The sequence below is a fragment of the Lentibacillus jeotgali genome, from assembly GCF_000224785.1.
Classification (GTDB): domain Bacteria; phylum Bacillota; class Bacilli; order Bacillales; family Amphibacillaceae; genus Lentibacillus; species Lentibacillus jeotgali.
Genome location: NZ_AGAV01000014.1, coordinates 145,330 through 168,706 on the forward strand (window position 1 = coordinate 145,330; position 23,377 = coordinate 168,706).

Here is a 23,377-nt window from a genome sequence, read left to right on the forward strand (position 1 = left end):
AGAAGCTGTTGGATTAACAGCTTCTTAAAACGAGTTATTTAACTGGCTGCTTCTGAAACAAAGCTGGCATTATTTTCTCCCGGATGACTGGCATATTCATTGAAATCATGACTGCCGCACGGCGCAAAAAACTGATAGCGAGTAAGGTATTCATAATCCTGAACCGCCACCTGAAAATGACTGCAAAGATCGTCATAATTACCGTAAGTACTGTGAAGACTCTCATTCCTGACACCCTTTTCTTATGTTGTGACAGTAATAGTTATCTGCCATTCATGTGAAATTATGCATCAGGACCCGATATATCGGTCATAAAAAGTACGTGCCAGAACAGGGTCTTCTGTTCCCTGGACAAGGACACGCCCGTCTTTGAACAAGACAAAATGAATGCCATCCTCTAAAGCAGCCTTTAATAAAAATGGTGTCCGTTTGATATTGGCAACCTGCCCTAACTTACTTTCCCATTGTTCCAGATTCATGCCGGCCTTACGGTGTATCTGAACTGTACCCCTTCCGCATAATACTGTTTCTTCATTTTGCGCTATTTTTTGCAATGCAGGAAATTCATGGTTCAGGCATACCGGGCATTCCGGGTCGGGAGTAGTAAGTTTCATATCATAATGATGATTATGCCAGACATCAAGTGTTTTTAGTGTTTGTCGCAATGCTTGCTGATTGCCGGTTAAATATTTTAATGTCTCCGTTACCTGCAAAGAGGATATCATATCAACTGCAGGCGATATAACGCCGACAGTGTCACAGGTCTGTCCGCCTCCTTCCCCTTCCTTTGTTATACATCTTAAACAGGGCGTTTGTCCCGGGATAAAAAACGCCGTCATCCCACGTGAACTGACAACACCCCCGTACGAAAACGGAATACCGTATTTGAAACAGGCATCATTTAAAAGGTACCGGGTTGAAAAATTATCAGTGCCGTCAAGCACAACGTCTGCATCTTTAATTAGATCATCTATATTATCAACAGAAGCATTGCCTGTAATCGCTTCAATGATAATTTGGCTGTTCACCTTTTCCAATTTGTTTTTAGCTGCAGCGGCTTTAGGCAGCATATGCTTCACATCTTCTTCATCAAATAGCATCTGCCGCTGTAGATTGCTCATCTCCACATAATCACGGTCAATCAGTATTAATTTTCCGATTCCTGCCCGTACCAATTGGCTGCAGATAACCGTCCCAAGCGCTCCCGCACCTACAACAAGCACAGTGCTTCCCGACAAACACCGTTGTCCCTTTTCCCGGATCGGTTCGAATAACATCTGTCTTGAATAACGTGTCAGATCCACTTTATAATCCTCCCTGCCTTAGAAAACCAGATTCTGTTATGACGTCATCCACTGGAATATCAAATGATGCAGCCGGGATCTTATCAACGACTTGCATATTTGCAGCAAGTGACAGTTTTTTATTTGTAAAATCAGTCAAAAAACGATCATAATAGCCACCGCCAAAGCCGATCCGGTAACCCTGTTTGTCAAAAAGCAGCCCAGGAACAACGAGCAAATCAATATGATGTTTCGTTATTTTTTCGGTTTCCCGGGGTTTTGGTTCCTGTAGATTGTAATAAACGACTTCCAATTGATCATAACTGTTTATACGATAAAAATCCATCTTGCGTTCTTTGGGCAGGCATTTCGGAGCACAAATTTGTTTCCCATTCTCCCAGGCCTTTTCAATAATTAATTTCGTATTCCATTCAAACCCATGTGAAATGGTTATTCCGATGACAGAAGACTGTTTCCAGATTTCAGATGTCAGCAGATTTTCTGCCAGTAATTGTTCGATATCGTTTCTTTCCGCAGCCGATAATGACTGAAGCTTCTCAATGATATCGCTTCGCAGTTCCGATTTATCCAAATCTTCACCCCCGACTGCCATTATAAAGCATTGTTCAGTATAATAGAAAGCTCCTGCCAAAATTAATGGCAGGAGCTTTCCCAAATCTTCGTTACTTCGTTTCACGATGCAATGTGTGTTTCTTTAATCGCGGGCTGTATTTCATAAGCTCCAAACGTTCAGGGTTTGTCCGCTTATTTTTTGTAGAAATATAGTTACGGTCACCTGTTTCAGTACAGGCCAATGTAATATTTACGCGCATATCTTTCCCTCCAAACAATAAATTGCTGTTGTTTATTAACATTTAATATCATTTTTCAGACCTTAACTATAATAGCAGATGTTCAGAGAATATTCAAGCTCGTAATCTGTAAAAATTTGACCATTTCGCTTTTCGACAATGTATGTTATAACTATATTGATACGTGAATGGAGGGGTGAAACATGCTGTATGCGATTGTTACCGTTATCGTCCTTGGAGTGGTACTGTTAATTCTGTCATTTTTCATGAACGATAAATTTGATGACCTTGAAAGTGAATTGGAACAACTATCAATATCAACGATGCAGGAAAATTATCAAATGAAGAAAAAAATAAAAACCCTTGAAGATGAAGTGCTGACAAATGATTTTTCTAAGGACACCATACATAAAAGCGATCATTACAATGAAAGATAGGAGAGCGTTATGAAACAAATCATTCGTTCATTTGCATTTGGTCTGCTGACAGCCGGTATCGTACTGATTGGGGTATATTATGTCTCTGATGAACCTCTTCCGGAAGCTGAAAATATTCCTGCGGAGAAAATGATTGAAATTGTTGAGTCAAAAGGTTATCATGTGCTGACAAATTCCGAATATATTTCTGTTTCTGTTGAGTCGGATAACAATGACAACAGTGAAGGAGATAATGAAAACACTGACAATGAAGACCAGCAGCAGACATCTTCAGATGAATCAAATTCTGATGAGGGCAATGACAATAATAATGGGCAGGACAATAGCTCAGAAAACACTAATGAAAACTCACCAACAACCTATACACTAACTATAGAATCAGGTGTAGCACCCTCCGAAATCAGCCAGACATTGGAAGATAATGGTATTATCGATGATGCTGATGCGTTTACAGAGTATTTAGAGGATGAAGACTACAGCGAGCTGGTCCAGCTCGGTGAGTTTGAACTATCAAGTGATATGGACCGCTATGAAATTGCCGAAACCATTACTAATTAAGCTGTATTGCCAAGTGCAATACAGCTTTTTTCATCTTTATTTCTCAATTTAATTTATACGATTTTCCTTTAACGAGATATAAAATACTTTCACCGATGTTCGTGATATGATCAGCAAACCGTTCGATGTAGCGTGCACTAAATGCCATTTGCATGACATATTGGATTTTCTCAGGATTTGTTGCGGTCTCCGATAATAAATCACGGACAATAAGTTCATATAGTTGATCGACCTCGTCATCCATATCTGATAATTTTCCGGCAATAGAAATGTCCTCATATTGGAACGCCCTCATCGCGGTTTTATTCATATTAATTGCCATATCTCTCATTTCCTTAATGCACGGGTGGATGGTCAGCCGGTGGCCCTCACCCAGATGAATTGTGGATTTTGCAATATTTTTGGCATTATCAGCCATACGTTCGATATCCGCTGTGACTTGCAACGATATGACAAGCCTGCGCAAATCCGTTGCTACAGGCTGTTGTTTGGCGATCAGCAATATAGTCTGGTCATTAATTGTATGCTCCTGTTCATCGACAAGATCGTCCTTATCTATAACGTTATTTGCCAAGTCCAGATCTTGATTAAACAATGCGTCAATTGCTTCACACAAGGCATCAACCGCCGAATTCGACAGTGCGATGATATCTTCTTTAATGTGATTCAAATCGGCCTCAAATTGCTCTCTCCCCGCCATCAGTATCCTCCTTTGTAAGGTCAGCCGAACCGGCCGGTAATATAGTCTTCTGTACGCTTATCATCAGGATTGGAAAAAAGTTTATCAGTGTTATTATATTCAATCACTTCACCGTTCAGGAAAAAGGCTGTTTTATCCGAAATTCTTGCAGCCTGCTGCATGTTGTGTGTCACAATCGCAATACTATAATCTTTCTTCAGGGTCTGGACCAGTTCCTCAATCTTTGTGGTGGAAATAGGATCCAGAGCGGATGTCGGTTCATCCATCAGAATCACATCAGGTTCAATAGCTAGACACCTAGCAATGCAAAGTCTCTGTTGTTGTCCGCCTGATAAACCAAACGCATTCTCATTCAACCGATCTTTCACTTCATCCCATAATGCTGCACCGCGAAGGCTTTTTTCAACAATTTCATTAAGGATGGATTTCTTTTTGATCCCATGCGTTTTTGGACCATACACAACATTTTCGTATATTGATTTCGGGAAAGGGTTTGGATTTTGAAAAACCATCCCGACATCAGTTCTTAAATCCTCCACTTTGTATTTGGGGCTGAAGATGTCTTTCTCCTTATATTCAATGCTTCCGCTCATTTTCACAGAAGGTACCAGTTCAACCATACGATTCAGTGATTTGATAAATGTTGATTTCCCGCAGCCTGATGGGCCAATAATCGCTGTTACCTTATTTTCGGGAATCTCCATTTGTACCTCATAAAGAGCTTGATCGGTTCCATACCAGAGATTGAAATTCTCAATGGAGTAAATCGTCTTTGTCTTGCCTTTATCTGGTTCATTTGTATTGAAGATTGATATTTGTTGAGTCTTTGTTGCAGTTGCCATGCTATAACCTCCCATTAATAACGTTTCGAAAATTTATTCCGTATGAGTACAGCAATCGAATTCATTAGCAATAACGCCAACAGCAGTATGATAATACCTGCAGAAGCAACGAGGTGGAATTCTTCCTGAGGTCTCCCTGTCCAGTTGAATATTTGAATCGGTAATACTGTGAAACTGGACCAGATATTTTCCGGCAGATAAGCAACAAATGATAATGCGCCAATCATCAACAACGGCGCTGTTTCCCCGATTGCTCTGGACAGTGCCAATATACCGCCGGTCAATATGCCTGGAATCGCTGCCGGCAGGACAACACGGCGGACGGTCTGCCATTTCGTAGCACCCATTGCATAAGATGCTTCATATTGGTCTTTAGGAATAGATCTTATCGCTTCTTGTGCAGCCACAACAATAATCGGCAGTATCAGCAGACTCATGGTCAATCCGCCCGCCATGACACTCCGGCCCATTTCCATCAGACGTACAAAAACCGTCAGACCCAGGAGTCCGAAGACAACAGATGGTACCCCCGCCAGATTCGATATATTCATGCGAATAAAACGTGTAAACTTATTTTCTCTTGCATATTCTTCAAGATAAATAGCAGTCCCTACTCCTAATATTAACGATATCGGGGCAGTGACAACCATCAGCCAAAGCGAACCGGCAATCGCCGCCTTTATACCGGATTCTTCAGGAAAACGGGACGCAAAACTTGTAAGAAATTCCCAATCTAAATAAGCGATACCTTCCGAAAATATCCGGTAGAGCAAGACTGCCAGCACAACGATTCCAAATGCTGTCGCCAGGAAGAACAGCTGCCGCATTATCCGACTTTTGAGGATCCGTCTATTCATTCTGCGTTGAACTAATTGTTTATCAACCAGATTCATATCAGTAATCCTCCTTGAATCTACGGGAGATATATTGTGACAGGAGATTCATCAGCAGTGTGAATATAAATAATGTCATCCCAACTGCATAGATGCTGTAATAAGTGGTCGAACCATAAGAAGCATCACCAAGTGTCACCTGGACTATATACCCGGTCATTGTCTGTATCGATTCTGTTACATCAGCGGTGAGCTTAGGCGTAGAACCCGCTGCAACCGAAACAATCATGGTTTCACCGATGGCACGTGATATACCCAGCACAAATGACGCAATAATGCCTGATAATGCTGCAGGTACAACGACTTTCAAGGCTACTTCAAGTCTGGTTGATCCTGTTGCCAAAGCGCCTTCCTTGATGGAATTAGGAACAGAACTCATGGCGTCTTCAGATAGCGAAGCAATCATTGGAATAATCATGACACCTACTATGATCCCCGGACTCAGTGCATTAAAAATAGGTAAATCAGAAATGAATGTCTGTAAGAGCGGCGTCACAAACGTCAGTGCAAAGAAACCATATACAATCGTCGGAATGCCTGCCAACACTTCGAGGATTGGTTTGACAACTTTACGCACTTTTTCTGAGGCGAATTCACTCAGATAGATAGCTGATGCAAGTCCAATCGGGATCGCCACAATCATGGCAACTACAGTGATCAGCAGCGTTCCTGAGATTAACGGCAGAATACCATAACTTGCATTTTCCCCAAACGGCCACCATGTTGTTCCTGTTACAAAATCTATAAATGAGACACGACTAAAGAATGTTATCGTTTCTATCAGCAGTGTGAGGACAATGCCTATCGTTGTGAGTATCGATACAATGGCACACACCATAAAAAATACGGGTGCTGCTTTTTCAGTAACAGCGAGCACAGATCGATTCGTTTTTTTTTCGTTCATCAATTCCTTAACGTTAACAGCCATATTGGTATCCCTCTTTTACATAAAGTGAAACTTATCGGACATTTACGGACAATTATCCCCTGTTTTTCCGAAGATTAATGTCCATTACATGCGGAGTTCACCTAATTGGTATGAATATTAAGAAAAATACAGGAAAGTGAGGAAAGGTATAGTGATACACTTTCCTCACAATTCGTTTATGTCACGTTGATCATGCAGATCACTTGCCTGCAACTTCATCAAGCTTTTGCAGTGCATCGTCATATGCACTGTCAGGTTTAGCGACGTAACCAACTGCTTCTGCCATTTCTCCACCGTTCTCAAGTGCATATGTTGCAAAATTGTAAACCGATTCATTTTGCAAGGCTTCATTTTTTACATAAATGAACAGTGGTCTTGAGAAAGGATTGTATTCACCTGATTGGATTGTTTCCTGACTTGGTGTTACTGCTTCTCCACTGTCATTGACTATCGGAACAGCTTTCAGGTTGTCTTTATTTTCAGCATAATATGCATACCCGAAATAACTGATACCGTTAGGTGAACCTGTAACCCCTTGTACAAGGACATTGTCATCTTCAGACAAAGAAGCGTCTTTACGGATTTGTCCTTCCTCGCCTAAAACAACCTCACTGAAATAGTCAAATGTTCCGGAGTCTGCACCCGGGCTGTAGAATTCAATTTCTTCTTCAGGCCAGCCTTCTCTGACATCAGCCCATGTTTCTACATTGCTGTCAGCAGACCACATTTTTTTCAATTCATCTACTGTAAGCTGATCGACCCAGTCATTCTCTTTATTGACGACAACTGACAGGCCATCAAGGGCTATTTCAAATTCTGTGTATTCAATTCCTGCGTCTTCAAGTGCTTGAACTTCTTCTTCTTTAATCGGACGTGAAGCATTTGAAATGTGGGTTTCACCAGAAGCAAATTTTTCAAAACCGCCGCCGCTTCCGGAAACACCGATATTTACACGAGCATCAGGGTTTTCTTTTTGATACTCCTCGGCGATAGCTTCCATAATTGGAAAAACGGTAGATGATCCATCAACCAGAACTTCTGTTGTTTCACTCCCGGAGTCAGCGTTTTCTTCACTGCTTCCTCCCTCAGCATTTCCACTCTCTTCTCCACTTTCATTACCTTCCGCATTGCCGCATGCTGCCAGCAATATTAAGAAAAATGACATGGCAAGCACTGGAAGTAATGATCTTGTCCTCATGTGAAAAGCCCCCTCTTATGATTATTTGTCAGGAATGGAAAGCGCGCGTCCCCCTCCTGCACTTCTTATCATAACGAAGGAGTGTTAACCCCCTATTAATTGACTGTAAAAATAATGTAAATTCAACAAGTTTTTTGAAAGCTTTCCGTGGTTCTACTCCTATAATCGTATAACAGATAAATAAAGAGGCATCATTTTAGAAATTTCTTCTGACATGACATGCCTCTTTTACGGAACTGGATTCGATTATAGTTATAAGGAAAAAGAAATGTTGAAACGATGTACGCTTATAAACAAAAAGCCTAAACCCTGTATAAGAGTTTAGGCTAATGAAACAGTTACATTTATTCGTCTTCGTCCTCATTTTCTACTTCAAAGTAAGCATCCAATATCCCTTGACCGATTTTGTGGTTGATCGGATGTTCATTTCCTTTTCCTACACGCGGTACAATTAAAGCAAAAGCAACTTCCGGATTGTCATAAGGTGCATATCCGATAAGCGTCAGGTTCTCGGTGGGTGTTTGTTCTCCATTGTCGAAAACTATATATTCTGCTGTTCCGGTCTTACCGGCAGCATCATATGGTTTATCGGCAAAATAACTTGATGCCGTACCATTCGGTGATTGAAATACTTGATGAAAACCTTCCTGAACACGATCGATTTCACTGTCGCTCATTTGTACCCGGTTCATAACCTCTGTATTACTGCTTTTATAGACCGGCCCCAGCCCTTCTTCATGTGGTACCGGATTGCGGATTTCCTTCATGAAATGCGGGCGAACGCGATAACCGTCATTGGCGATGGTTGACACATATTGTGCCAGTTGCATCGTCGTGTAAGTATCGTACTGACCAATTGCCAGGTCAAGCAGATTACCTGCGATAGGATTTGATCCCTCATAACCGGTTGATTCATATGGAAAGTCCACACCGGTCGGAGCCCCTAGTCCGAACTGGGCAAAATAGTTCCGCATTTCATCGAATGCAGCAAAATCCATGTTCACTGGCTCATTATACTGATAGTCATATTCACCAGCCATTCGCATAGCGATGTAAAACATATAAACGTTGGACGATTGTTCCAATGCCTCGTAATCGTTAACCATACCTAAATTTTGCCAGGAACTTTTTTCTTCCGTCCCCTTGATCTTAATCGGTCTGTCATAGAATGACTGGCCGGGCTCAATCGCGCCTGATTGATAACCTGCCAGCACGGTGGCACCTTTTACAGATGAACCGGGTGCATTGGCATTATAGATGGTTGCTGTTCCCGTATTTGAAAACTCCCCAGTCTCGTGATCATACCGTTGTCCGCTGGCAGCCAAAATTCCACCCGTTTCGGGATCCATGACGACAGCCATAGCCCGGTCTAAATACTCGCTTTCACTTGGGTACTTTTGGATTGCAGTCTTCATCTCGTCACGGATAACCTTATCAACTTTTTTCTGCAATTCCATATCGATGGTCAATACAAGATCTTTCCCGCGCTTGCCATCGACAACGACATCCGAGCCAACGACAGTCCCATTGTTATCCGTTGTGTATTTGATCTTTTCCTTGCGTCCACGCAGGACACCTTCATATTGCTCTTCGAGTCCGCTGTTGCCGACCCGGTCGTTCGGTCTGTAGCCTCTTGTCAGATAATAATCTTCTTGCTCGGCCGGAATTCCCTGTGATTCTGATGTGATGGATCCGGCAAAGTCACGGAACGTTTCATCATATGGATATTTCCTGTTCCAGTCAGTAGTTGCATTAACACCGGGCAGCTCTTCCAGATGGGCAGACACACGCGCAAATTCTTCAGGTGTAACATCCTCGTTTTTAATCACTTGCGGTGTCAATGTCATTGCTTTATCCATTTCTTTTTTAATCGCAATGACTTCAAGCTTCTGTTTGGAATAATCATCTACCTGATCTTTACTGATACGGTCAATAATTTCGTTATACTGCTCACCATTATCCATCTCTTCCACTTCTTTTTGAGACAGAAGGTCCTTGGCTTTTTCGGTATTATTTAAGTACCAGTACTCTTTTTTATTCCGAAGTGTGATACCATCCAGACGTTCCTCAGAATCCATGGAAATATATTCAGCCAATTTCTCGGCGACCCCAAGCCTGTCTTCAGCCCGTATCCCCTTTTCTGGTGTATACGTTATCGAATATTCAGCATCATTTCCGACAATCAGGTTTCCGTTGCGATCATACATTTTTCCGCGTGGAACGCTAATTTCGGTATAATCATTCGTGGTCCGGTCAATTTCAGCCTGAAATGTTTCCCCATTCAAAATCTGAACAACACCTAATTGCAGGACCAATGCCGAAAACAATAAAAAAACGATAAAAAACAGGATATTTAAACGAAAAGGAAGCTGGGATTTTTTCTGTTTCTTTTTTTTCGAAACCATACTCCTCACCCTAAACATAAACAATTATGCTTTACATTATATCATTTACAGGGCTGAATTCTAAGAGTTTTTACCGATTTTTTTCATCAGTTACCGGTTCTTTTGTAATGGCATCTTTTTTACCCGTACTCCCCAGGTAAATATCCTTTACAAAGAAATAGATAAACAAATGCCCAAGACCGAAAATGGCCAGCAAATATGGAATGATGGTTTCAGCCGGGAATAATGTGATGGCAGTCAAAAATATAACAATCGACGTTACCCGCCCGATGTTAACGAACAGTTCCCTGACGACAATATACTCAACACGGAGCTCTTTTGCTTTACGGGCTTTTCCTATCACATCATACGTCAGTGAAGCATATGGCACATTCACAATCGGATAGGCAATACCGATTAGTGCAGCATAAATCATCAGCTGCGTGTAACTGATATTAAACAGGATAATGTAAATTGAAAAATATAAGATTAACGCCCCGGTCAGGATTGCCTTTTTCCGTAATGATGGCTTCACGAATTTTGTTACAATGAAATAAAGCACGAATGACAAACCTGACAGGAATAAATTAAACATCCCTAAAGCAAACTCACTCTGGGTCGTTATAAAAACCCAAATGGAAATCACAAACAAAAATATACCTTCGCGCAATCCTTGTGAAACATGAGCGTTTAATATCCTCTTCCAATTCTTATTATGAGACCTTTCCTTTAAAATACGTTTGAAATAAAATAGGCCCTCTGCCTGCCGTCGCTTGAGAAAAAAACTGCAAATAACGGCACCGATAAACAAGATGAAAGAAATCGTGAAAATCACGCTATAGCCGACATTCTCCTGCATGCTTGCAATAATTGTTCCGGCCAAAAGCGGCCCCACCATACCTGCAAATGACTGCAAAACACCAAGGAATCCGTTGAAAAAATCCCTTGATTCCGGTTCTGTAATTTCAAATGTCAGCACATTAAATGCGAGCCAGTAAAAACCAAACCCGATACCCAATACACTGCCAAGCATAAAATTATATTTGGCTGCCTGCTCGGCTATCAGCAATACACTCAAAAAAAATAGAGATAAGAAGATTACCCCTAAACGCAATACGATAACGCGGTCAACTTTTTTGGCTATTTTTCCTGCCAAAATAAATGTCGTCGGCTGAAATAAATAAACCCCCAAATTATAAAAGGCGATGGTTGTGTAATCGCCTGCCTGTTTCCACAAATAGATGTTCACAAATGTATTGGATAAGAAAATACTGAGGGAGTACAATCCACCAATAACCAACAGTAAAATGAGATCGCGGCTAATATCAATTTTTCCGGCTATGTATTTTAAGCTTTTATGCATATCCATTGCCCCTTTTTGTTCATTTATAGTTTGAACAAAATGAAGGCAGATATGCATTGCATTAGAAAACTCGACTTATCTGGCCAATAAGATTATATCATTAAATTTAATACTTTCTCATCCATCTTAGAAAACTTGGCTTAGCGCCAAGCATTAATGGCGAAAGCCTTAGTTGCACTTATGCAGTAAGAAAGAATTTATACTTTCTTAACTGCCAAAAAACACGGGGTTTTCCCCCGTGTTTTTTGTGCCAGTATTTATTATTTAAGCTTCATTATAATTTTTCTCAACCTGATCCCAATTGACGACATTCCAGAATGCAGCCACGTACTCAGGACGCTTGTTTTGATATTTCAAATAGTAGGCATGTTCCCAGACGTCAAGGCCTAGAATAGGTGTCTTGCCTTCCATTAATGGTGTGTCCTGATTAGGTGTATCTGTGATTTCGAGTTCACCATTGTTGACGACCAGCCATGCCCAGCCGGAGCCAAAACGTCCTTTCGCAGCAGCTTCAAATTCTTCTTTGAACTTATCGAAGCTTCCAAATTTACTATTAATTTTATCAGCTAATTCGCCTGATGGTTCGCCGCCGCCATTTGGTGACATAACTTTCCAGAACAGGCTATGGTTAGCATGTCCACCGCCATTGTTCCGGACAGCAGTGCGAATATCTTCAGGCACAGCATCAAGATTGCCTACTAAGTCTTCGAGTGACTTATTCTGAAGATCTGCCTTTCCTTCAAGCGCAGTATTCAATTTCGTTACGTAAGTATTATGATGCTTTGTGTGGTGAATGTTCATGGTTTCCTTGTCAATAGTAGGTTCTAAAGCATCGTAAGCGTATGGTAGTTCTGGTAGTTCAAATGTTGCCATTTCTAATGTCCTCCTTTAATATTTTATTAAAAGGATTGAATATTCACCCTTTATATTCAAGATTATCAGAGCCATAACAGACATGCAAATTAAATGCACCTTTACTTAATATAAACGGTGAAATCCCTGTCACAAGATATGTTCCCATGTTAAATCAAAGTTAAACCATCAAATTAATAAGAGTATGACGTTCCTTTTGACGCCCAAACAAAAAAACAAGCACCCGGCTTGTTTGAAAGGATGGCTCGGGACGGAATCGAACCGCCGACACACGGATTTTCAGTCCGTTGCTCTACCGACTGAGCTACCGAGCCGTAGTATAATGTTGTTATTTCCCCTGTATGTTGCATCATGTCTTATTAGAATATTATGTATGGAGGAGGTAGAGGGATTCGAACCCCCGCGCGGTTTGACCCGCCTGTCGGTTTTCAAGACCGATCCCTTCAGCCGGACTTGGGTATACCTCCAAATATGAGTGGTGGACCCTGCAGGATTCGAACCTGCGACCGATCGGTTATGAGCCGATAGCTCTGACCAGCTGAGCTAAGGGTCCAATTTGATTAATAATGATGGTAAGGCTATGGGGCGACCGGTGGGGTTCGAACCCACGCATGCCGGAGCCACAATCCGGTGCGTTAACCGCTTCGCCACGGCCGCCATTAATAGAAGTTATGGTAGCGGCGGAGGGGATCGAACCCACGACCTCACGGGTATGAACCGTACGCTCTCGCCAGCTGAGCTACGCCGCCATATGGCTCCACAGGCAGGACTCGAACCTGCGACCGATCGGTTAACAGCCGATTGCTCTACCACTGAGCTACTGTGGAATAATCTGAAATGGGCATCAAGGTTATATAACCGAATGTTTTGTTCTAATCGTGCCGCACAACAAGTTGAATTCCCCTAAGAGCACCTTCATTAACCGGCAACGAAATATAATTTACCACGTCCGACAGAATCTGTCAATAATGTCCTGAAGAATTTATGTAAGATAAATATCATAAGAAATATGAGCGACACTAAATACTATAGCATGTTCAGAAATAATTTTCAATATAAACATTCCATAAAACTACATAATAATTCACGTTGTTAAAGCCAACTTTAATGTATACTTTCTTAACTGCTAAAAAAAGAGACGCTTCCTGCGCCCCTTTCGTTGTTATTCACCTAAAACAGCTTCAGCAATATTAGCTGCATGGTCACCTATCCGCTCAAGGTTACTGATGATATCAACAAATACGATTCCGGCTGACCCGGAACACAACCCTTCATTCATGCGAATGATGTGCTTTTTGCGGTAGTTTCGTTCGAGCCTGTCAATTTGATCTTCTTTTTGCACCACAGCCAGTGCTTCTTCACGGTCCATGTTGTCAAGTGCCTTTATTGCCTGTCTTACAGTAAGTGTTGTCAGATCAAACATATTATTCAAATCTTCCTGGGCTTGTTCGGTCATATCCACCTTGTTGGAAATTTTATAATCGATTAGTTCAATTATATTTTCAAAATGGTCGCCGATCCGTTCAATGTCCCGGACAGAATCCATTAACACCGTATGTTTGGAACTGTCCATTTCGGTCATTGATTCACCGGAAAGCTCAATTAAATAATCCGTGATTTTTCGATCCAAATTATTCAAAGCCCCTTCTACTTGCATAGACATTTCCGAATGTTTTTGATTTTGAGTGGTTAAATATAAATTTGTTTCCTCAAGCCCCTTGGAAGCATATTCACCCATGCGAATAATTTCTGCTTTCGCCTGATCCAAAGCCAAAGCTGATGATTGCTGGATAAAAATCGGGTCCAAATGTTTTGGTTTATATTCAATGACCGTATCATCACCTGGAATGATTTTAGTTACAAGCCATGCCAAGGCCCCAATAAACGGAAATTGAATGATTAAGTTGGTCAGGTTAAAACTTCCATGAGCAAATGCGATTGTCATTTCCGGATTCAGGTTAAGTGCTGACTGCAGAAAAATGACATATTGTGTAAAGACAGAAAGCAGTATCAGCCCAACCGTAGTCCCGAGCAAGTTAAACGTTACATGGACAAGAGCAGCCCGTCTAGCCGCTATAGTTGTGCCAATCGATGCAAGCAGTGCCGTGATGGTGGTCCCGATATTGTCACCGAATAACACCGGCAGTGCCGCATTTAGTTCAATGGCCCCTTCAGAAAACAAGCCCTGCAAAATACCAATGGTGGCACTGGAACTTTGTACAATAATGGTGAACAATGTTCCGATTACAACACCGAGAATTGGGTTTTCACTCATGCTAAGCGTCAAGTCCTGAAAAGCTTGTACACCTTCAAGCGGTGCCATTGCCTCACCCATGAATCTGAGTCCCAGAAACAGAGCACCAAAGCCGAATATTGCCTGCCCCACATTTTGCACTTTTTGATTCTTAAAGAAAAAAAGCAGCAGACAACCGACAGCTATAATCGGAAGTGCATAAGTTTCCAGATCAATACCTATGATGAATGCCGTGACGGTTGTACCAACGTTGGCACCCATAATGACACCAATAGCTTGTCTGAGTGTCATAAATCCTGCATTAACCAAACCGACCGTTAATACGGTTGTCCCGGAACTGCTTTGAATCAGGATTGTCACCACGATACCGGCCAGCACCCCGAGAAACGGATTGCTGGTAGTCTTATCTAGTATGTCGCGAAGCCTGTCACCTGCAGACCGCTGCAATCCTTCCCCCATATACTTAATACCAATAAGGAAGATCCCCAGACCGCCGACAAACTCAAAAATCAGTGTCTGCACATCGATATCCAAAAAATATTCCACCCTTCGAATCATGCTGAAATTTGTCGCATACCTTTTCCATTATTAATGCACAATTAATCTTTTGTAAAGGATATCCCTAAAAACTTAACATTAATTTTACATTTCTGTGCTGCTTATTATATTGGATGCCCTGATAGTTAAAGTTTCATTCCACAAATTGCCCATGAATCATTAAGATTCATGGGCCTCACCGTGTTCATCATTGAATTTTTCCACCAATATTTTTGTTCCATCAACGTGAATGACTTTTACAACACTGTCCTTGGGGATCCACTCTCCATTTGAAACTGCACTATAATTTTTATTATTTATTCGAATGGTTCCGACGGGGCGCATATCGCTTAATGTCATCCCCTGTTGCTCAAGCAGTTTTTCATAATCCTGATTCAAAGAGTTATATCCTTTTTCTTTTGTCAACTGATCCTTCAGTGTTATTTTGGACCACATTTCCCTTCGCTTAAACACTTTTAAAAAGAGCAGGGAGGAAAATCCGCCAATAAGTACTCCAATGACTGCGTACATGCCGGCAAACAGATTCGGCGCCGCCAATGCAACTGCCAGCAACATACAGGCGAGACCGATTGTTGCAAGTGTTCCGTCATTGATGATCTTACCGTCAATCATAATAAGTAATATTCCAGCCAGATAAATAATAAGCATAATGATAAAAGAGCCTGTTTCAAGGTAAACTGCAAAATAGAGCGTAATAAACCCCATTCCAAGCAAGCCAAAAATGCCGCGCATATTTACAAGCAGTTCACCAACCAGAAATAATGTTGCAAAACCAGTCAAAATAAAGCCAATCCAGTCCAATGAAAAAATAGCCATTGCCATCCCCCTCCATTCCCTTACCATTATTATACGGTTGCACACGGCTATGGTTTCATTTTAAGGGGCAAAAAAGTATGAATTCAATGAAAAGGTTGCTTATATATTTTTTTACAATCCTGCTTTTAGTCAGTATTTATAAAGATCTGACGGTTGGGACGCCTATAGATTCCAGGCCAGAGATACAGCATGACACAGAGACGGTCGAACAGGAATCGTTAACTGCCGTCGAAGTACAAGTGAATAAGGGTGATACTGTTTTAACCATTGTGGAAGAACTGAACCATCAGAATGACAAAGAATTGGATATTTCACAAATCCAAGCCGATTTCAAAGCTCTGAATCCCAACGCGGAACCACTGCACATCGAACCTGGCAAATATTATTATTTCCCCTTGTACTAATAACCAAAGTATGCTGTATATAAGAAAAGGGCTGAATGATTCAGCCCTTTTCCGTCATACAAATGGGAGCACAAACAATGTGATGAGGATGGAAATTGCACCCGCAATAATTGCTGTGTTACCCAGTGTATCCGCACCCCGGTTTCTTGATATAAATCCCAATATAATCCCTGCACCACCAAGAATAATTGGCATCATGAAATACGAGATAATTGACAACGCCAGGGCAATCCATCCAAACGCACTGTTTACCTCCGTGCCATCTTCATCTGAATCAGCTGGCTCGTCAATGTCATCAGCAGTCATCTCAGAGGCGTATTCCTCATCCCGACGACTTTGGATGTCATCTACACGTGGCTGGTCACCATCAAAGTTAGTGGCAACCATATCATCAGTATCCGGCTGTTCTTCCAGCTTCGGACCGTTTTCTGAACTGTTCACTCGGCGATTGTGTTCATCCATCAGCAAGACCTCTCTTTCCTGAAACGAGGTGCGTTTATAGTATATGGATGGATGACAATTATACTGCTGGTATTTGATGGAATAGCCTTTTCAGGTACAAGATATTTTTTCCGTTTAAAGACATATAATAAAGTGAAACTTCATTCAGTGGGATGCTTTTCACCATTGAATGTTAGTTGGCCAGAATCGGGCATTTAGGGCTAGTTAGCCGCCGTTCCTTGGCGGGTTACTGGCCATTAGATGCGGGATAATACACAATTATCATTTTTAAGGAGCAGATTTATGTCAACGTTCATTAAACACTTGATTACTAAAAAACTGAAGCAGCTTTCACCTGATGAACTGCTGCATTACGCACACCAGTATAACTTTTCCATTACCAGAAAGCAGGCACAGGAAATTACAGCTTATTTAAAACAACATCCGATTGAACCATTTGAGCCCGAATACCGTGCCAAAATGTTTAAGGAGCTTGCACGCATAACCGACAAAGACACCGCAAATAAGGCTCAAACATTATTTCAAAAGATAACAAAATCTTATGGGTTGGAAGGATTTTTTAAGTAAATTTGTAAAACTGCAAATACCTAGGTAAAGAAACACTCGAAATCAACAACAAAATCCAGCTTACTTAAAAGGAATAACGTCCAATAACGTTATTCCTTCATTCTTTACTGATTCATAATTTTCTCTTTTAAATCTTCTTCAAACTTTCCGTTTTTAATCATGTCGATCTCAAATTTATACGGCGGCTTTTTATTTTTCTTATCTTCCCCAACAAAAGGTGTTTCCAAAATTTTTGGCAAATCTTCCAGCTGGGGATGGTCAATAACATAATGAAGTGCATCGAAACCAATGTGGCCAAAGCCAATATTTTCATGTCGGTCTTTGTGAGCGCCTTGTTCATTTTTACTATCATTGACATGGACAACTTTCAAACGGTCAAGTCCAATAATTTTGTCAAATTCATTCAGAACGCCATCAAAATCATTTACAACATCATAACCGCCGTCATGAATATGACAGGTATCAAGACAGATAGACAATTTTTCATTATACGTGACACCATCAATAACTTTGGCCAGTTCATCAAACGTACGCCCAATCTCAGATCCTTTTCCCGCCATCGTTTCCAGGGCAATCTGTACATCTGTATTTTTATCAAGCACCTCGTTCAGACCTTCAATAATTTTATCAATGCCTTTATCGGCTCCAGCCCCGACGTGCGAACCAGGATGCAGAACAATTTGTTTTGCTCCAATGGCGGCCGTCCGGTCAATTTCATTCCGCAGAAAATCAACACCCAATCCGAATGTTTCAGGTTTTGAAGTATTGCCGATATTAATAATGTATGGCGCATGAACGACTACATCAATAATACCGTTCTCCTTCATATGATCCCTGCCGGCTTCAATATTTAACTCTTCCACGGGCTTACGTCTTGTGTTCTGCGGTGCTCCTGTATAAATCATAAATACGTTGCTTCCGTATGAAACAGCTTGTTCACTGGACCCTTTCAACATTTTCTTCCCGCTCATCGATACATGTGATCCTATTTTTAACATATCCTCACCCCAACATTATTTTCGCTTCTTAATTGACTTTTGTTTCATTTGTTTCTTGATCTTTTCCTGTTGTTTCTTCATTTTTTTCTTATAACCTGGTTTGACTGTTTTGGCTTTTTTAACTTTTTTCCATGCTTCGGAATCAGCATTATCCGTGGTCTTTTTGCGTCGATTACGCTCATTCCATGATTTGGATTCTTTCCATTCACCGTTTTTCACATCCCAAAATGTGAACGTTAGTCCTTTTTGCTGCAATTTTTGAATCAGTTTTAAATCATTATCATCATATAAACTGATCACTGTTCCTTCCATCCCAGCACGTGCCGTGCGGCCGGAACGGTGGATATAAAAATCTTCTTCCTTCGGCAGCTGAGCATTAATAACATGGCTGACACCTTTAATATCAATTCCCCTCGACGCAAGATCAGTTGCAACAATGTACTGATAACGGAGATTTTGAATCTCCTTGAGTGTCCTTTTTCGTTCTCTTGGAGATAGACCGCCGTGAATAATTCCCGCATCAAGACCTTTTTGCTGAAGAGCAGCAGCTAATGTATCGGCAGCCTCTTTTCCGTTTGCAAAAATAATGGCTAAATAAGGTTGTATTGCTTTGGAAATATCCATAATAATATCGGGCGCTTCCCGGTGCTTATATGGAATCAGGCAATGTTCCAATGTCTCCGGGGATAATCTGTCATCAATTTTTACGTGTAGCGGATTTTCAAGATACTTTCGGTAAAAATGCTCCAGCTGCTGAGGAATTGTTGCCGAAAATGCCAGGATTTGTATATCTTCCTGTGATCGGACAAGTAACTGATCGACATCACGGATAAAACCCAGATCAAGCATAAGGTCGGCCTCATCAATAACAAATGCGGCTGCAGAGAAAATTGAAATGGCCTCTTCCTTTATCAAATCAAGTATTCTTCCCGGCGTTCCAACAATGATATGCGGTGGTGTTTTTAACTTCTCCATCGCCTTTTGTTTATCAGTCCCGCCGACGAGCAATTTAGCGTTCCAGGTACCGCGCATGCCGGCATAATCAATAATCTTTCTGACCTCTTCGTAAATTTGCATGGCTAGTTCCCGTGTCGGGGCTGTCATCACAAATTGGATTTCCTGCTTGTCTGTTTCAATCCGGTTCAATAATGGCAAAAGATAGGCGTGGGTTTTACCGGATCCTGTCTGCGATTGCCCGATTACGCTTGTCCCGTCCAATACAGCAGGTATAACCTTTTCCTGGATGGCTGTTGGTTCATAAAAATTTAATTGTTCGATAACATCGTTCATAGTTGGATGAAACGAAAACTTGCTGAATTGATTATCCATATTGCCGGACTCCTTTATATAAACTGAAATGGTTCAGTGTTCGTCTTGGATAGACTAATTTCCAACTCTTCACTTGTAAAATAATCCTCAAGATATAATTTGGTGTAACCTTTCATTACTTCTTCGACATGATGACCGGGGTCGATCACTGACAATCCCATAGCTTGCGCATCCTGAGCAGTGTGGAACGTCATATCACCGGTTATATAGACGTCAGCCCCCATTTGTTTTGCTGTCGTGATATATTTCTCACCACTACCGCCCAATACAGCAACTTTACTGACTTCTTTGGACAAATCACCGGTGACTCGGACACTCGGGACATTAAGTGCTGTTTTTACCCGCTCGCACAATGCTTCAAGCGTTAGTTTTTGATTCAGCATGCCAACACGTCCAATACCATAAGCAGTACCGCTGTTTTCGACAGGATAGATATCGTAGGCTGCCTCTTCGTACGGGTGGACTGCAATCATAGCTTTGAGTACAGGTGACAGTTTTGAGGCCGGCAATATTGTTTCGATCTTGACCTCATCAACAAACGCCACGTCCCCTTGAGTGCCAATATATGGGTCTGTCCCTTCCAACGGCTTAAATGTTCCCTGGCCTGGTGATTGAAATGTGCAATGGCTGTAGTCACCGATATGACCTGCTCCTTTATCACTCATAGCATCCCGAATCTGTTCAGCATGTGTTTCCGGTACAAATACTGCAAGTTTAACCAGTTTTTCTGTATAATTTTGATCAAGTATTTTTCTATTTTGGATGGACAGTAAGTCACACAGCATATCGTTCACCCCGCCGTTTGCAGCATCAAGATTGGTATGGGCGGCATAGACAGAAATTCCATGCTGCAGCAGTTTTTGGATAATGCGGCCTTTTGCTGTATCTACATTAACTTGTTTCATGGATTTAAATAATAATGGGTGATGGGCAATAATCAAATCCACATTATTTTCAATTGCCTCATCAGCTGTCGCTTCTAATACATCAAGCGTCACCATCACCTTTTTGACGGGCTTATCAAAGGAGCCTACCTGAAGACCGACATTATCCCAGTCATAAGCCAGATGTTTAGGTGCCCACGATTCCATTGCCTTAAAAATATCCACATTACGCAGAATCGTTGTCATGACTTAATTCCTCCTCTATCCATGTTAATTCCTTTGCGAACGCTGCTATTTTTTCCTTATCAGGAACACTGGCCTTCTTCATCTGTTCGAGTGTCCGTATCCGTTTATCATGCTCATGTTTCCATTTATGATAAAACAAATCCGGTTTTTGTTTCAGCAAATATGGTCCAAACAGCAATTGCTTTTCGGTTAAATCCTGGATGCTACCTTCATTGACACCTATTATTATCTCATAAATATGACCTTTTTCCTCAACCATTGTTTCATCAGCAATCGTATAGCCATGACTGACAAACCAATGACGCACACGTCGCTCATCGATATTCGGCTGGGCGATAATTTGTTCAACTCCGTCAAGACGGTTTGCCCCCTTATCCAGAATGGTTTTAATCAAGGGACCACCCATTCCTGCTATCACAACTGAAGTCACTTCCCTCTCATTCAGAATCTGTAAGCCGTCGCCGAACCGCACATCCACCCGATCTGATAACCCAAAACGGCTGACAGTTTCCTGAGCGCGCTCAAATGGGCCTTTGCGCACTTCGCCTGCTATCGCCCGGGCATGTTCATCATGCAAGCACACGTAACAGGGAAGATAGGCATGGTCTGAGCCTATATCTGCAAACATTGTTCCTTGTTTTAAAAATGAAGCTATCTTTTCAAGGCGTCTTGAAAGTCTTAGATTGTTGTTCATTCTGATCCCCTTATGTACTCATACTTTTTGAACAATCTTGAAAAGTATAAAAGAGCAAGCCTGCTGACTATCCAGTAAGCTTACTCTTTTCGAGTTAACGTTGTTCATAATCCCATATTACTTTTGCTCAGAAAGCCATTGTGCTACAGCATCAGCATCTTCGCCCTGTACTATTCCCGGAGGCATTCCAGCACTAGGGAAACCGTCTGCAATAATTTGCTTAATTTCCTCTTTAGAGTACTTACTTCCTACAGAATTCAAGGCAGGTCCCATACCGCCGGATAAGTCTTGCCCATGACAGCTGGCACAGTTACTCTGGAAAACCTCTTCACCGTTAGCTGCTGTTTCGCCACCACCGGAAGAATCTCCACCACCGCCGGAACCGCCGGACTGACCTTCCTGCTGTTCACTTTGTTCTCCTCCGCCACTTTCTTCTTCCTGTATAGCTTCCTGTTGATTTAAACCAACAAATGATACGACGATAACTAATAGTATCCCTATACCGGCAATTAAAGCGTAAGGTATGACTGCATTTTTACCCATCGTATTTCCTCCTTATGTAACTTCCTTAGCTAAATACATTTTACTTTAAAACCTTTAAAGATGAAAGAAAAAACTGTGACAATTTATGAAATGATAACCACAAGATCCAGTTGGTGACATATACCAATCGTTCGACGCTTATGTTCCAATGCTGTGATTTACAAACATATGTATGGCAGCCATTGCACACAAATAGTGTGTGTTCAATGACTGAAATACGCTACTCCAAGAAATCCTTTAAACGCTTGCTACGGCTAGGGTGCCGCAATTTCCGAAGTGCTTTCGCTTCGATCTGGCGAATTCTTTCTCTTGTTACGCCAAACACCTTGCCCACCTCTTCCAGCGTTCTTGTCCTACCGTCATCAAGTCCAAAACGAAGTCTCAGTACATTTTCTTCCCGATCTGTGAGTGTATCCAGAACATCTTCCAACTGTTCTTTCAGCAGTTCATACGATGCATGATCCGATGGCGATACAGCTTCCTGGTCCTCAATAAAATCTCCCAGATGTGAATCGTCTTCTTCACCGATCGGCGTTTCAAGTGAAACAGGTTCCTGTGCTATTTTTAATATCTCGCGTACTTTATCAGGTGATAGCTCCATTTCTTTTCCGATTTCTTCAGGGGTCGGTTCACGGCCAAGATCTTGCAGCAATTGCCGCTGGACACGAATAAGCTTATTGATTGTTTCAACCATATGAACCGGAATTCTAATCGTACGTGCCTGGTCCGCTATCGCCCGTGTAATGGCCTGGCGGATCCACCATGTTGCATACGTACTGAACTTAAAGCCTTTACGGTAGTCAAATTTCTCGACGGCTTTGATTAAGCCCATGTTTCCTTCCTGAATTAAGTCAAGAAACAGCATTCCACGCCCGACATACCGTTTTGCGATACTGACAACCAGCCGCAAATTGGCTTCTGAGAGTCGTTTTTTCGCCTCTTCATCACCATTCTCGATCCGGGTGGCCAAATCAATTTCTTCGGCAGCTGATAATAAATCCACTCTGCCTATTTCCTTCAAATACATACGGACAGGGTCATTTATCTTGATACCAAGCGGGACACTGAGATCATTCAGATCAAATTCTTCCTCTTTGGCGATCTCCTGCATTTTGGGGTCTTCCTCGGAGTCCCCGATCACTTCTACACCTTGCTCTGACAGGTACTCATAAAATTCGTCCATCTGTTCTGATTCAATCGTAAAACCCGACAGACGGTCGGCAACTTCTTCATAAGCCAGTGCGCCGCGCTTTTTACCTATTTCGAGAAGCTGGTCTTTCGCTTGTTCCAGTGTCAGCTCACTGTTATTTTCTTTTGTTTGTGAAGGCTTATTTTCGGCCATGAGTCCCCC

Annotated in this window: 25 protein-coding genes and 6 tRNA genes; 4 read left to right on the plus strand and 27 right to left on the minus strand. The window is 41.7% G+C overall.

Features of this window, described 5'->3' with window-relative positions:
- Positions 1-34: 34 nt before the first annotated feature.
- From ON01_RS10460 to rpmG, 4 genes are all read right to left on the minus strand, one after another.
- Positions 35-226, minus strand: coding sequence for a hypothetical protein (locus tag ON01_RS10460; protein ID WP_029329091.1), 192 nt, complete (start codon positions 224-226; stop codon positions 35-37).
- Positions 227-290: 64 nt separating this feature from the next.
- A complete protein-coding gene (locus tag ON01_RS10465; RefSeq protein WP_010530993.1) occupies positions 291-1,304 on the minus strand; it encodes a ThiF family adenylyltransferase in 1,014 nt (337 codons plus the stop codon).
- Between the two features lies 1 nt (position 1,305).
- A complete protein-coding gene (locus ON01_RS10470; protein ID WP_217490462.1) occupies positions 1,306-1,875 on the minus strand; it encodes a 5-formyltetrahydrofolate cyclo-ligase in 570 nt (189 codons plus the stop codon).
- 91 nt (positions 1,876-1,966) lie between these two features.
- Complete coding sequence (rpmG, locus tag ON01_RS10475) at positions 1,967-2,116, minus strand: 50S ribosomal protein L33 (RefSeq protein ID WP_010530995.1); 150 nt, start codon at positions 2,114-2,116, stop codon at positions 1,967-1,969.
- A gap of 182 nt (positions 2,117-2,298) precedes the next feature.
- On the opposite strand from rpmG, the gene ON01_RS10480 reads away from it, so the two are divergent.
- Together ON01_RS10480 and ON01_RS19905 are read left to right on the plus strand one after the other, a co-directional pair.
- Positions 2,299-2,532: a hypothetical protein gene (locus ON01_RS10480; protein WP_010530996.1), complete on the plus strand. Its 234-nt coding sequence runs from the start codon at positions 2,299-2,301 to the stop codon at positions 2,530-2,532.
- A 9-nt stretch (positions 2,533-2,541) separates the two neighbouring features.
- A complete protein-coding gene (locus ON01_RS19905) occupies positions 2,542-3,090 on the plus strand; it encodes an MltG/YceG/YrrL family protein (RefSeq protein WP_010530997.1) in 549 nt (182 codons plus the stop codon).
- Between the two features lie 43 nt (positions 3,091-3,133).
- Here ON01_RS19905 and phoU read toward each other — a convergent pair whose 3' ends face one another.
- The 16 genes from phoU to ON01_RS10565 all read right to left on the minus strand — a co-directional run bounded on the left by phoU (position 3,134) and on the right by ON01_RS10565 (position 15,899).
- Complete coding sequence (phoU, locus tag ON01_RS10490; RefSeq protein WP_010530998.1) at positions 3,134-3,790, minus strand: phosphate signaling complex protein PhoU; 657 nt, start codon at positions 3,788-3,790, stop codon at positions 3,134-3,136.
- Positions 3,791-3,810: 20 nt separating this feature from the next.
- A complete protein-coding gene (gene pstB / locus ON01_RS10495) occupies positions 3,811-4,632 on the minus strand; it encodes a phosphate ABC transporter ATP-binding protein PstB (protein ID WP_010530999.1) in 822 nt (273 codons plus the stop codon).
- A 14-nt stretch (positions 4,633-4,646) separates the two neighbouring features.
- Positions 4,647-5,525, minus strand: a complete 879-nt coding sequence (gene pstA / locus ON01_RS10500; RefSeq protein WP_010531000.1) for a phosphate ABC transporter permease PstA — start codon at positions 5,523-5,525, stop codon at positions 4,647-4,649.
- A gap of 1 nt (position 5,526) precedes the next feature.
- The gene (gene pstC / locus ON01_RS10505) at positions 5,527-6,453 is read right to left on the minus strand and encodes a phosphate ABC transporter permease subunit PstC (RefSeq protein WP_010531001.1); all 927 of its coding nucleotides are present in this window, start codon (positions 6,451-6,453) and stop codon (positions 5,527-5,529) included.
- 199 nt (positions 6,454-6,652) lie between these two features.
- Positions 6,653-7,651: a PstS family phosphate ABC transporter substrate-binding protein gene (locus ON01_RS10510; protein ID WP_010531002.1), complete on the minus strand. Its 999-nt coding sequence runs from the start codon at positions 7,649-7,651 to the stop codon at positions 6,653-6,655.
- 344 nt (positions 7,652-7,995) lie between these two features.
- The gene (locus tag ON01_RS10515) at positions 7,996-10,056 is read right to left on the minus strand and encodes a peptidoglycan D,D-transpeptidase FtsI family protein (RefSeq protein ID WP_010531003.1); all 2,061 of its coding nucleotides are present in this window, start codon (positions 10,054-10,056) and stop codon (positions 7,996-7,998) included.
- 70 nt (positions 10,057-10,126) lie between these two features.
- Positions 10,127-11,398: an MFS transporter gene (locus tag ON01_RS10520; RefSeq protein WP_010531004.1), complete on the minus strand. Its 1,272-nt coding sequence runs from the start codon at positions 11,396-11,398 to the stop codon at positions 10,127-10,129.
- A gap of 264 nt (positions 11,399-11,662) precedes the next feature.
- Positions 11,663-12,271, minus strand: a complete 609-nt coding sequence (locus ON01_RS10525) for a superoxide dismutase (protein ID WP_010531005.1) — start codon at positions 12,269-12,271, stop codon at positions 11,663-11,665.
- 241 nt (positions 12,272-12,512) lie between these two features.
- Positions 12,513-12,585: transfer RNA gene (locus ON01_RS10530), tRNA-Phe, on the minus strand.
- Positions 12,586-12,645: 60 nt separating this feature from the next.
- Positions 12,646-12,738, minus strand: a tRNA-Ser gene (locus tag ON01_RS10535).
- Between the two features lie 9 nt (positions 12,739-12,747).
- Positions 12,748-12,824: transfer RNA gene (locus ON01_RS10540), tRNA-Ile, on the minus strand.
- Between the two features lie 28 nt (positions 12,825-12,852).
- Positions 12,853-12,928, minus strand: a tRNA-His gene (locus ON01_RS10545).
- 15 nt (positions 12,929-12,943) lie between these two features.
- A tRNA-Met gene (locus ON01_RS10550) sits at positions 12,944-13,020 on the minus strand.
- A gap of 3 nt (positions 13,021-13,023) precedes the next feature.
- Positions 13,024-13,098: transfer RNA gene (locus tag ON01_RS10555), tRNA-Asn, on the minus strand.
- A 335-nt stretch (positions 13,099-13,433) separates the two neighbouring features.
- On the minus strand, positions 13,434-15,059 hold the full coding sequence (locus ON01_RS10560; protein WP_010531006.1) for a Na/Pi cotransporter family protein: 1,626 nt from the start codon (positions 15,057-15,059) through the stop codon (positions 13,434-13,436).
- A gap of 183 nt (positions 15,060-15,242) precedes the next feature.
- A complete protein-coding gene (locus ON01_RS10565; protein ID WP_010531007.1) occupies positions 15,243-15,899 on the minus strand; it encodes an NfeD family protein in 657 nt (218 codons plus the stop codon).
- A gap of 77 nt (positions 15,900-15,976) precedes the next feature.
- On the opposite strand from ON01_RS10565, the gene ON01_RS10570 reads away from it, so the two are divergent.
- Complete coding sequence (locus ON01_RS10570) at positions 15,977-16,303, plus strand: hypothetical protein (protein ID WP_010531008.1); 327 nt, start codon at positions 15,977-15,979, stop codon at positions 16,301-16,303.
- 54 nt (positions 16,304-16,357) lie between these two features.
- Here ON01_RS10570 and ON01_RS10575 read toward each other — a convergent pair whose 3' ends face one another.
- A complete protein-coding gene (locus ON01_RS10575; protein ID WP_010531009.1) occupies positions 16,358-16,765 on the minus strand; it encodes an MATE family efflux transporter in 408 nt (135 codons plus the stop codon).
- 282 nt (positions 16,766-17,047) lie between these two features.
- On the opposite strand from ON01_RS10575, the gene ON01_RS10580 reads away from it, so the two are divergent.
- On the plus strand, positions 17,048-17,332 hold the full coding sequence (locus ON01_RS10580) for a DUF2624 domain-containing protein (RefSeq protein WP_010531010.1): 285 nt from the start codon (positions 17,048-17,050) through the stop codon (positions 17,330-17,332).
- A gap of 104 nt (positions 17,333-17,436) precedes the next feature.
- On the opposite strand, the gene ON01_RS10585 is transcribed toward ON01_RS10580, so the two are convergent.
- From ON01_RS10585 to rpoD, 6 genes are all read right to left on the minus strand, one after another.
- Positions 17,437-18,330, minus strand: coding sequence for a deoxyribonuclease IV (locus tag ON01_RS10585; RefSeq protein ID WP_010531011.1), 894 nt, complete (start codon positions 18,328-18,330; stop codon positions 17,437-17,439).
- Between the two features lie 15 nt (positions 18,331-18,345).
- Positions 18,346-19,659 carry a DEAD/DEAH box helicase gene (locus tag ON01_RS10590; protein WP_010531012.1) on the minus strand — a complete coding sequence of 438 codons (1,314 nt, stop codon included), beginning with the start codon at positions 19,657-19,659 and terminating at the stop codon, positions 18,346-18,348.
- A gap of 14 nt (positions 19,660-19,673) precedes the next feature.
- The gene (locus ON01_RS10595) at positions 19,674-20,789 is read right to left on the minus strand and encodes a Nif3-like dinuclear metal center hexameric protein (RefSeq protein WP_010531013.1); all 1,116 of its coding nucleotides are present in this window, start codon (positions 20,787-20,789) and stop codon (positions 19,674-19,676) included.
- Positions 20,770-21,483 carry a tRNA (adenine(22)-N(1))-methyltransferase gene (locus ON01_RS10600; protein ID WP_010531014.1) on the minus strand — a complete coding sequence of 238 codons (714 nt, stop codon included), beginning with the start codon at positions 21,481-21,483 and terminating at the stop codon, positions 20,770-20,772. The genes ON01_RS10595 and ON01_RS10600 overlap by 20 nt, the downstream gene beginning before the upstream one ends.
- Positions 21,484-21,600: 117 nt before the next feature.
- Entirely contained in the window at positions 21,601-22,026 is a 426-nt protein-coding gene (locus tag ON01_RS10605) for a c-type cytochrome (RefSeq protein ID WP_010531015.1), read from the minus strand.
- Between the two features lie 220 nt (positions 22,027-22,246).
- Positions 22,247-23,368: an RNA polymerase sigma factor RpoD gene (gene rpoD, locus ON01_RS10610; protein ID WP_010531016.1), complete on the minus strand. Its 1,122-nt coding sequence runs from the start codon at positions 23,366-23,368 to the stop codon at positions 22,247-22,249.
- Positions 23,369-23,377 lie beyond the last annotated feature (9 nt).